The sequence below is a fragment of the Acinetobacter parvus DSM 16617 = CIP 108168 genome (genome assembly GCF_000368025.1).
Classification (GTDB): Bacteria; Pseudomonadota; Gammaproteobacteria; order Pseudomonadales; family Moraxellaceae; genus Acinetobacter; species Acinetobacter parvus.
The window spans coordinates 1,114,458-1,125,639 of sequence record NZ_KB849212.1; the positions used below are offsets into that span (position 1 = coordinate 1,114,458).

The 11,182-nt window shown below is 41.1% G+C and carries 7 protein-coding genes and 4 tRNA genes; 4 read left to right on the forward strand and 7 right to left on the reverse strand.

Translation table 11 applies throughout. The annotated features are described in order from the left end of the window. Window positions 1-9 precede the first annotated feature (9 nt). The gene (locus F988_RS11880; RefSeq protein WP_004683238.1) at window positions 10-3,168 is read left to right on the forward strand and encodes a type ISP restriction/modification enzyme; all 3,159 of its coding nucleotides are present in this window, start codon (window positions 10-12) and stop codon (window positions 3,166-3,168) included. Window positions 3,169-3,215: 47 nt separating this feature from the next. Here F988_RS11880 and wrbA read toward each other — a convergent pair whose 3' ends face one another. After that, complete coding sequence (gene wrbA / locus F988_RS11885; RefSeq protein WP_004683240.1) at window positions 3,216-3,812, reverse strand: NAD(P)H:quinone oxidoreductase; 597 nt, start codon at window positions 3,810-3,812, stop codon at window positions 3,216-3,218. Between the two features lie 111 nt (window positions 3,813-3,923). Here wrbA and F988_RS11890 point away from each other — a divergent pair, with 111 nt between their 5' ends. After that, the gene (locus F988_RS11890) at window positions 3,924-5,186 is read left to right on the forward strand and encodes a YihY family inner membrane protein (protein ID WP_004683242.1); all 1,263 of its coding nucleotides are present in this window, start codon (window positions 3,924-3,926) and stop codon (window positions 5,184-5,186) included. Window positions 5,187-5,265: 79 nt separating this feature from the next. Here F988_RS11890 and F988_RS11895 read toward each other — a convergent pair whose 3' ends face one another. Continuing rightward, complete coding sequence (locus F988_RS11895; protein WP_004678545.1) at window positions 5,266-5,907, reverse strand: fumarylacetoacetate hydrolase family protein; 642 nt, start codon at window positions 5,905-5,907, stop codon at window positions 5,266-5,268. A gap of 29 nt (window positions 5,908-5,936) precedes the next feature. Continuing rightward, window positions 5,937-6,434 carry a YcxB family protein gene (locus F988_RS11900; RefSeq protein ID WP_004678548.1) on the reverse strand — a complete coding sequence of 166 codons (498 nt, stop codon included), beginning with the start codon at window positions 6,432-6,434 and terminating at the stop codon, window positions 5,937-5,939. Window positions 6,435-6,629: 195 nt separating this feature from the next. Here F988_RS11900 and F988_RS11905 point away from each other — a divergent pair, with 195 nt between their 5' ends. After that, window positions 6,630-7,928, forward strand: a complete 1,299-nt coding sequence (locus tag F988_RS11905) for an SRPBCC family protein (RefSeq protein WP_004683243.1) — start codon at window positions 6,630-6,632, stop codon at window positions 7,926-7,928. Between the two features lie 42 nt (window positions 7,929-7,970). Here the strand turns inward: F988_RS11905 and F988_RS11910 are convergent. From F988_RS11910 to F988_RS11925, 4 genes are all read right to left on the reverse strand, one after another. Then, window positions 7,971-8,047: transfer RNA gene (locus F988_RS11910), tRNA-Arg, on the reverse strand. Between the two features lie 45 nt (window positions 8,048-8,092). Then, window positions 8,093-8,169: transfer RNA gene (locus tag F988_RS11915), tRNA-Arg, on the reverse strand. A 45-nt stretch (window positions 8,170-8,214) separates the two neighbouring features. After that, a tRNA-Arg gene (locus tag F988_RS11920) sits at window positions 8,215-8,291 on the reverse strand. An 11-nt stretch (window positions 8,292-8,302) separates the two neighbouring features. After that, window positions 8,303-8,392: transfer RNA gene (locus tag F988_RS11925), tRNA-Ser, on the reverse strand. 259 nt (window positions 8,393-8,651) lie between these two features. Between F988_RS11925 and rnr the strand changes: the two genes are divergently transcribed. Beyond that, window positions 8,652-11,072, forward strand: coding sequence for a ribonuclease R (gene rnr, locus F988_RS11930; protein ID WP_004683245.1), 2,421 nt, complete (start codon window positions 8,652-8,654; stop codon window positions 11,070-11,072). Window positions 11,073-11,182 lie beyond the last annotated feature (110 nt).

Sequence of the window (11,182 nt, forward strand, 5' to 3'; positions counted from 1 at the left end):
GACAACAATATGAGTCACTTTATTTCAACCTATATAGACCGTATTAATCATCGTTATCGACTTGGCAATGCGACAGAACATACCTTTCGTGGCGATCTTGCCCAACTGATTGAATCGATAGTCCCAGATATTACTGCGACCAATGAACCTAAAAGGCAATCTTGTGGCGCACCTGACTATATTTTGACAAAGAAAAATATTCCCATTGGCTTTATTGAAGCAAAAGATATCGGTGATAAAGACTTAGACGGATTGAAAAAGACAGGAAATAAAGAACAATTTGATCGTTACAAAGCATCATTAAACAATCTTATTTTTACGGACTATCTCAATTTTCATATTTATCAGGATGGCGTATTTATCACTAAAATCGCCATTGCTGAGGTGACTGGCAATCATATCCGAGCGCTTCCTGAGAACTTTACTGTCTTTGAAAATCTCATCAAGAATTTTTGTACCCATATTGGACAAACCATTAAAAGTCCTAAAAAACTTGCAGAAATGATGGCAGCAAAAGCGCGTCTACTTTCTGATGTGATTGAAAAAGCCTTAACCAGTGATGAAGATAGCTTTGAGGACAGTACATTAAAAGACCAAAAACAAGCCTTTAAACAAATCCTGATACATGACATTACCCCGAAAGGTTTTGCTGATGTATATGCTCAAACTATTGCTTACGGTATGTTTGCCGCACGTTTACATGACCCGACCTTACCGACTTTTAGCCGACAGGAAGCGGCGGAACTGATTCCTAAAACCAATCCATTTTTACGCAAACTATTTGGCTATATTGCGGGCCCTGATATTGATGACCGTATTAAATGGATTGTCGATAGCTTGGTTGATGTTTTTCTACATTGTAATGTACATGAAATCCTTAAAAATTATGGGCGTTCCACCAAAATGGAAGACCCGATTATTCACTTTTACGAAACTTTCTTGAGTGAATATGACCCCAAATTGCGTAAAGCTCGTGGCGTTTGGTACACCCCTGCCCCAGTGGTCAATTTTATTGTGCGTGCCGTAGATGATATTTTAAAAACCGAATTTGGTTTAGCGCAAGGTTTAGCCGATACCAGTAAAACCACGATTGAAGTAGAAGCAACAGGTACAGCCATTACCAAAGGTAAAGCCAAAGGCAAGCGTATTACCGAAACCAAAGAAGTGCATAAAGTGCAAATTCTTGACCCTGCCACAGGTACAGGGACGTTTCTTGCCGAAGTGGTCAAACATATTCATCAAAAATTTGCAGGACAGCAAGGGATATGGAGTAATTATGTCGAACAGCATTTATTACCACGTTTAAATGGTTTTGAGCTGCTCATGGCAAGTTATGCGATGGCGCATTTGCAACTTGATTTGTTGCTAACCGATACAGGTTATAAACCCAAGCAAGCGCAACGCTTACGAGTGTATTTAACCAACAGTTTAGAAGAAAGCCACCCCGATACAGGCACACTATTTGCCAACTGGTTAAGTAGCGAAGCCAATGAAGCCAACCATATAAAACGTGATACCCCAGTCATGTGTATTTTGGGGAATCCGCCGTATTCTGTAAGTTCAACCAATAAAGGTGAATGGATTCAAAACCTTATTGCAGATTATAAAAAGGATTTAAACGAACGAAAAATTAATCTTGATGATGATTACATTAAATTTATTCGCTATGGTCAATATTTTATTGAAAAAAATGGTGAAGGTGTTTTAGCCTACATTTCTAATAATAGCTTTATTGATGGGATTACCCATCGTCAAATGCGTAAAAATTTACTTGAAACCTTTGATAAAATTTACATTATTGATTTACATGGAAATACTAAGAAAAAAGAAACCACACCTGATGGTCATAAAGATGAAAATGTCTTTGACATCATGCAAGGCGTATCGATCAACATCTTTATTAAAACAGGTAAAAAGAAAAAAGATGAACTTGCTAAAGTTCTCCATCACGATTTGTTTGGTAGAAGACAATTCAAATATGAAAGCTTAAATCAATTTTCTATAAACCAAATATCTTGGCAAAACATACACCTAGATGCACCAAATTACTTTTTCGTAAAAAAAGATCTAGAACTTATCAATCATTACTCAAAATGGTTTAGTGTTGCGGAGTTTTTCAAGATTTTTAGCACAGGTATTGAATCAAAATGTGACGACATCGCTATATCTTTTAATAAAACATCTGTTAAAAATATTCTTTCAGATTTTCAAGAATTAAGCTCTCAAGACCTATTAAAAAAATATCAAAGACCAAACTCAAAAGGCTGGTCATATGAGAATGCGAAAATAGATATACAAAACAATAAACCTGAAATCATAAAAATTTCATATCGTCCTTTTGATATTAGATTTTCAGCATATACTGGATTTTCTAGTGGATTTATGGGACGTCCTAGAAATGACACCATGAGACATATGATTCATGAAAATTTAGCAATCAGCTCTACACGAAGTAGGAGAAATGATGCAAGCTGTTATTTCATTACACAAAATATTACCGACAAAAGCATTAGCTCATCGCTGGATAACAATTATATTTTTCCTCTCTATCTTTATAATGACACCACCCAAAATACTTTAGACAAGCAAGCGATCCGCACGCCTAATTTAAATCAAGACATTGTCGAACAGATCGCATCCAAGATCGGCTTAAGCTTTACCGATGAAAAAGAAGATATCCAAGGCACATTCGCACCAATCGATATTCTCGACTACATCTACGCCGTACTGCATTCACCCAACTACCGAGAAACCTATAAAGAATTTCTAAAAATCGACTTTCCACGCGTGCCCTATCCAACGCATACCAAAACCTTTATTGAATTGGTCAAACTCGGTGGCGAACTACGGCGCATTCACTTGCTCGAAAGTCCAAGTGTTGAAAAATATATTACTCAATATCCAATAGATGGCGATAATATCGTGACTAAACCAATATATAAAGATGGTCAAGTCTGGATTAATGACACACAATATTTTAATCATGTCCCCGAAATTGCTTGGCATTTTTATATTGGCGGTTATCAACCTGCTCAAAAATGGCTCAAAGACCGTAAAGATCGGGCTTTAGATTTTGAAGATATTTTGCATTATCAAAAAATTATTGTGGCGTTGACCGAAACAAATCGGATCATGCAAGAAATAGACACCGTATTAGTAGAGATATAAAAACCAAAGCCATAGCGGAAAACTATTCTGCTATGGCTTTTATTTTATCACTTTGCAGCCAACGCCTTGACCACTTCGCCTAAACGCTTACCTTGCGCCTCACATAATGTTTTTTCATCTGGACTTAAGCCCTGGTCATGGCGAGGTCCACTGACATGGCTTGCACCATAGGGCGTGCCACCTGTTTTGGTATTGGATAATGCAGGGATTGAATTGGGTAAGCCCAGTATCATCATGCCATGATGAAATAATGGCGGTAACATGCTCAGCAAGGTACTTTCCTGTCCACCATGCATGGACCCCGATGAGGTAAACACACAGGCGGGTTTATTGTGCAATGCGCCATTCAGCCACAAACTGGTGGTTTGATCCCAGAAATACTTCATCTCACTGGCCATGTTGCCAAAACGTGTTGGTGAACCAAGCGCCAAACCTGAACAATGGGTGAGATCATCCAGGGCACAGTAAATGTCTCCCTCAGCAGGAATACTCGGCTCGGCTTGAGTCACCACAGTGGCCAAATTCGGTACGGTACGAATACGCGCAGTCACACCAGATGATTCAATTCCATCGGCGATTAAATGCGCCATTTGTTTGGTTGAGCCATATTTACTGTAATAAAGAACAAGGACGTAAGGTTGCATTACTTTCAATAATTTTGTTAAAAAGAACACTATACGATATTTTTTATATTTTTAGCGGTAATAAGTTCTGTGAAACGCATAGGATTTTGATTAAAACAATAGGATGAACCCATGATCTTCGAACGATATCGAAACAAACTGCCTTTTTTAGAAAAAACATGGTTTCAATTTATTGTATTTGTGTTACGGCGTTTTAAAGCCGATCGCTGTCAGGAACAGGCGGGTTCCCTCACCTATACCACCCTGTTTGCCGTTGTCCCGATGCTGACCGTTTTTCTGGTTATCATTTCCTCCATCAAGGCACTGGAACCTGCCCGACAACAACTGCAACAACTGATCTACAGCAACTTTTTGCCTAAAACTACCATTGCCTTTGACAAGGCACTGAACGCATTTACCGAGAAATCCAGTAACCTCACCGTGATTGGGGTGTTATTTCTTTTTGTCACCACCGTACTGATGCTGTCTTCGATTGAAACCGTTTTCAATCGTATCTGGCGGGTCAAGGAAACCCGTACAGGCCTGATTGGCTTTATGCGTTACTGGACCATTATTTCACTGGGCCCGATCATTTTAGGCAGTGCGTTTGTACTTTCCTCAACTGTCGCCTCAATGAACATTCTCAGCAACAACTTTGCAGGCTATCAACTCAATGGTTCATTAATCTTATGGTTGATTTCATTTCTACTTACGATTGCTGGCTTTTTCATTTTATATTGGACCATTCCAAACCGCACTGTCCCGATCTTTTCAGCAGTGATTGCCGCCTGTTTTAGTGCAACGGTTTTTGAAACCCTGAAACGTTTATTTGGCTGGATCATGAGCAACTTCACTAGCTATGAAATTGTCTATGGTGCATTCGCTGCCGTTCCCATTTTCCTGCTCTGGATCTATTTGTCCTGGAACATCATTTTACTGGGTGTGGAAGTCAGCTATGCCCTCACTGCATTTAATTTAGGCAAGGAGCAAAAGCGCCATCCAATTTTGATGTTACTCGACATGCTGGAGCTGTTTTATAAAAAACAGCAAATCGGTGAAAGTGTCAGTGAAACGGAACTACTGGATATTATTGGTCGTGGTGAATTGGGGCGTTTACCTGCCTATATCCTGCAACTTGAAAATCAAAATCTCATCAAGCGCACAGATAAGGATGAATATGTATTGGTACGGAATTTGGCGCAGATTGATTTCTGGAGTTTCTTTACCGCTCTTCCTTATCCTTTACCTCTACGCCCTGATGTATTCAATGTGCATCAGAATGATGAATGGATGGAGCGACTTGGCCCAGCCCTGATTGAAAGCAACGACTATTTGGCGGCTAAACTGTCTATTCCTCTTTCAACCATCTTTGAGATGTCGACAGAACCGAAATAAATCTGCATAGCCAATGACTTTAACAGGCGAGTCATTGGCTACTTTCAGACTTAACCCGCAGCATGTTGTAAATGCATGATTATGGTCGGACAAAAGTATTCCAGTCGTATTCCCCAGACTGGGTAATCAGTTTTAGGGTGAGTTGATCATTTGGCTGTAAAGCACCTACACCCGCTGGTGTTCCCGTCATGATCACATCACCTGTCTGTAGGCTAAATGCCTGATTAATATCAATCAGTAAATCGGCAATATCAAATATCATATCTTTGGTGAAACCATGCTGGCGTTCGGCACCATTGATGGTCAAGATCAGTTCAAGTTCCTGTAGGTCACCAATCTCATCGGTTTCAATCCACTCCCCCAGAATACATGCGCCATCGAATGCTTTGGCACGTTCCCACGGATGCCCCTTGGCTTTTAGCTCACCCTGTAAATCACGCAGGGTTAAATCCAGTCCCAGTGTCAGTGCTCCCACCGCCTCCAGTACTTTTTCCCGATCTGTTTCGCCAGACAGGGGATGTGCAATTTGCAGGCAGATTTCACATTCATAGTGACATTCACCCAAGGCCTTGTTCCATGTAATGCCTTGCGCTAGAGTCGCCAAACTACTTGCAGGTTTCATAAATAAAATCGGGCGATCTGGAATCACATTGCCAAGCTCTTTTGCATGCTCAGCATAGTTCCGACCGACACACACAATTTTTGATGGAGAGGTGCTCATGGCATTTCCTTATTTATTAGCAAGATTATTTATTTTTTAAAGCTATTTTCAAATTTACTTTGCGCTGCTGAATCCGTAAACGCCCGTTTTGGCACAATCACCACGGTATGGTTTTTCAGTTCCAGCATATAGGTCAGTTTACCAATGGCGAAAGACTGCACCTCGGCATATTGCGCACTTTGCTTTTTACCTGTGGCATAAAGCTCAAAATGATCCTGATACAGGTCAATGCCCTGTTCACTCTTGCCAAACTGATAACGGACAAACTGTCGTTTAAACAACATCGGCAGCAACCAATAGCGCATCAGCCCCTGCATGATCAGGAAAAAGGCCCCCAATGCAACGTAGTAACGCCCCACACCCGAAAAACCAAGATAAATACCCCATACAATAATGGCGATACTAATCAGTGGGGTTAAAAAACGGGTAAAGGTCTTTTTACCAAAGGTCACTAAAGCAAAACCATCCTGGGATTCTTCTAAATTCAGGTAATAACGCAGGGATAGCGCTGGACGTTGTTCAGACATGCTCGACTTCAATTTGTTTCATCATGGATGGGCGTAAATATTATACCAGTTTAGTGGCTAAGACGTTGTTTTACACAATATGGCTATTCTTTACACACAAAAAAATTTATAACTATTTTCCAATTTACTGGCATTGATCAAGATTGAAATGCTGAATTTCCAGCTCAGTCACGTATAAAAAATCAAAGGAATGTTATGTCTTATTTTACCCGCCTGCTATGTACAGGTATTTTATTCGGGATAAGTCAAATTGGTTTTACTCAAATCATTACATGGACAGACAATATCCCAAGTGCCTTGCAGCCTTTTCAGAACAATCCACAGCTCTTGGCCAGTTATACTCAGGACACTATTTTTATTTATGGTCACCCTGCGGTAAAAACTTCAGTACCCACCCTGAAAAGCAATCCTCAACCCACTGTCAGCTTTACTTCCGCTGCCATCATCGTCCCTGCCAATACACAACAGGTGGCGAAAACGCTGACAGACTTTAGTCATTATGTGGGACTGTTTCCAACCCTAAAATCAGCCAAGACCATTGAACAGTCGGGCAATATCGTACAGGTGAAATACAAGGTCTCAATTCCAACACCAATTCCTGTACTCAATTTCAATGAGGACGTCACGCTGCAACACCAGATCAAGCCGAACAGCATCGCCAGTCTGGTCATTGACGCTCCCATTCCCTATGGGGTCGGAAAACTGGAATGGTTTGCACTGGATGAGCATCGGACCCTGGTGACACTAACCCAGTGGGGTGACCTCAACCAACCGAAAGGATTTATTTTAAAGAAAATTTTAAACGCAATTCCTGAGGTCAAGTTTGGAGTTCCCAGCACTAGCAACGCCTTTGTTTTAGAGGCTTTAAGAACCCGTTTTATTGGAAAAAACACTGCCCCACTTGATGGCGGGCAAATGCCAAGCCCTCAACTCAATGCAACCCAGCTCACAAAAATCGCCCAGCTCAGCCAGACATCACAGCAACCCGTTAGCTTTCTGCATGCCCCGACCAGCATCATGTACACGCATGGACGTGAAGCCATGCGGTTTTCCACCACCTATCAGTTTTATAAACAGACACCACAACAGCTACAGAAATGGCTCACTCCATTGGCCTATAAGGATTTATTCCCTCGGCAAATCAAAAAGGTGGTGACCACCCCTATTCAGAATCAGGGACAGGATGCAGATATTCAGGTCAATGTGGGCTTAGGTGTCATTAATATTCCATTTGCCTTTAAACTGCATTTTAATTATCCAAATGCCAGCGAAAATAATTTTTATGCCAATGGTGGTGACTTGCGTTTTATTAAAGGCCAGATGGGATTTACCGAGCTTAATCAGGGTGCTTTATTGAAAATGACCACCAGCATGAAAATTGATGAAAAAGCACCTTTTTTACTCAGGGCAATGCGAAGCCTGCCATATCATGACGTATTGCCAGCAGTTGGCGGTAATGCAGTGTTTGTACAGAAAATTAAGGCAAAGGCATAAGGCACAAAAAAAACCGCAATTAAGCGGTTAATTTATTTAAGTTGGTGCGCTCAGAGAGATTCGAACTCCCGACCCCTTAGTTCGTAGCCAAGTGCTCTATCCAGCTGAGCTATGAGCGCATTACTTATGTGCCTATTCAGGCGTGTGTTACATTAATCTTTACTTGGTGCGCTCAGAGAGATTCGAACTCCCGACCCCTTAGTTCGTAGCCAAGTGCTCTATCCAGCTGAGCTATGAGCGCATTACTTATGTGCCTATTCAGGCGTGTGTTACATTAATCTTTACTTGGTGCGCTCAGAGAGATTCGAACTCCCGACCCCTTAGTTCGTAGCCAAGTGCTCTATCCAGCTGAGCTATGAGCGCTTTAAGTAAAGTGGCGGTGAGAGAGGGATTCGAACCCTCGATACAGTTACCCGTATGCATCCTTAGCAGGGATGTGGTTTCAGCCACTCACCCATCTCACCGTAACACGAGCGCAATAATACAAACTAAAACCGTATTACACAAGGGATGTTCCTGTTTTTTTCTTCTTTTTCAGTTCAATCAAATACTTTTTAATCAATTCTTATATTTTTTCGTCATTTTTAGCGCTACGCTTGTTAATATAGTGTTCTCTCCTTTATTTAGATCGGCACAATAAACAGAATCTTGCAATCTTTGACGTGCAGTTAGAGTTTGAATGACTTATGCTAAACCGATCTGCCAGATGTGAAATGAAACGATATGACTACAAATTGGGTTGATCCCGAAGCAAAAGCAGAAGCGCAACGTTACGATAATCCTATTCCTAGCCGAACTCTTATTCTAAGTACATTAGAACAATTAAAAACTGCACAGTCTCATGCAGAGCTGGTTGACCACTTTAATATCCCAGATCAAAAAAGTATTGATGCCTTGAACCATCGCTTAAGTGCAATGGTTCGTGACGGTCAGTTAATGAAAGATGGTTTTAAATACCAACCTGCAACCGATTTACCAAGCCATGAAGCAACGGTCTATATCAATAGTAAAGGTCTAGGTACGGCCAATATCGCAGGTCAGGATGATGTACTATTACCTGAACGTGAATTACGTCTAGTCTTTAATGGTGATCGCGTTAAAGTACGCCAAACTTCTGTTGACCGTAAAGGTAAAGCTTGGGGGTTTATTACCGAAGTCGTCCAACGTCGTGTCAAACAAATTATTGGTAAAGTCGCTGAACATGAAGGTGAATACTTTATTCAGCCAAGCAATCCAAATCAGCACCAACCAATTACCTTAGAAAAAGAATTGATTGAACATGCCAATGCCAAAGTTGGCGATATGCTACGAGTTGCGATTGATGATTACCCGACTCGTGAAGAATTAGCGACAGGTCATGTTGTACAGTCGATGGCGGACAAAGCTGACACTGAAATTATTATTCCACAAACCATTTTAGAATTTGGTTTGCCTTATGAATTTCCAGAGGCCGTCATTAAAGAAGCTGAAAGTTTTAAAGAACCTTCAGAACAAGATCGCAAAGGTCGTGTTGATTTACGCGATTTACCACTCGTCACGATTGATGGTGAAGATGCACGTGACTTTGACGATGCCGTGTATGCAGAGAAGCGTGCAGGCGGTGGTTACCGTGTTGTCGTGGCAATTGCAGACGTGAGCCATTATGTCCGTTTAGACTCACCTTTAAATGAAGAAGCTGAAGAACGTGGTACATCGGTTTATTTCCCACACTTTGTTTTGCCAATGTTGCCAGAAGCATTGTCAAATGGATTGTGTTCTCTCAATCCGCATGTTGACCGTCTGTGTATGGTCTGCGATTTAAAACTGTCACGTGCAGGTAAAGTCACAGGTTATGAGTTCTACCCTGCGGTGATGCATTCCAAAGCACGTTTGACCTATAATCAGGTGGCTGCTTATTTTGACGGTGCAACCGATGCCATTCCGCAAGATAAAAGCGTTCATAAATCGTTAAATACCCTATTCCAGCTTTATCAGACACTAAAAGAACTACGTGCCAAACGTCATGCGATGGAATTTGAAACCATTGAAACCTATATGACCTTTGATGAGTTAGGTGGAATCAAGGAAATCTTGCCACGTACTCGTAATGATGCGCATAAACTGATTGAAGAATGTATGTTATTGGCGAACGTTGCCGCAGCTGAATACTCATTAGAACATGATATTCCGATGTTGTATCGTGTACATGAAGCGCCAGAATTCTCACGTATTCAAAAAGTCCGTGATTTCGTCAAATTACTCGGTTTGCCATTCCCAGAGCAACCAACACAAGCCGATTATCAACGAGTCATTGAAGCAACCAAAGATCGTTTAGATGCACCAAGTATTCATGCGGTGTTGTTACGCTCAATGATGCAAGCCTATTATGGTGCGAATAATGCAGGACATTATGGTCTTGCTTATGAAGCTTATACGCATTTCACCTCACCAATTCGTCGTTACCCAGATTTATTGTTACACCGCGCAATTAAAGCCTATCTCGATAAGAAAGCTTATCCATTGTCTGGTGCCGCTTTAGATGAAGCTGGCGAGCATTTTTCACAAACTGAACGTCGTGCCGATGAAGCTTCACGTAGCGTCACCACATGGTTGAAATGCCATTATATGCAACAGCATTTAGGCGATGAGTTTGTTGGTATTATTAGTGCGGTGACTGAGTTTGGTCTATTCGTTACACTCAAAGATTTATATGTGGATGGTATGATTCATGTCAGCCAACTGGGTGAAGATTATTTCTTATATGATCAAGCAAGTCAGAGTTTAGTTGGACAGAATCGCGGTCAATCCTTTAGTCTCGGCGATGAAGTCAAGATTCAGGTTGCAGGCGTCAATCTGGAAGAACGTAAAATTGACTTCAAATTGGTTCAACAGTTGACGCATTTGGGGCGTGTGATTCGCCATAAAGCCCCCCGCACCACATCTACCAAAGCTCTAGCTACTGAAGAGGTTTTTAGTAAACCATCCGCAACTTCTCAAATCAGTGAAGATGGTGAGAAGCCTGTACGCAAGAAAAAGGATAAGAGCAAACCAAGTTCTTATACCAAAAAGCCTGCTAAAAAAGCTTCAACCAAGCCTGAAAGCAAAGAAAAAGCCAAGAAGAAAGTAAAAAAGAAAAAGTCCAATGCGAAAGCTAAGCAGGACTAATTTAGCTCAATATTTTCCGTGTTCCACAATAGCCCTATTTTAATAGGGCTATTTTATTTGGATTTAACATCTCTCTTACTTGATTTCTCCCCCTCTAAGCCCTACATCTA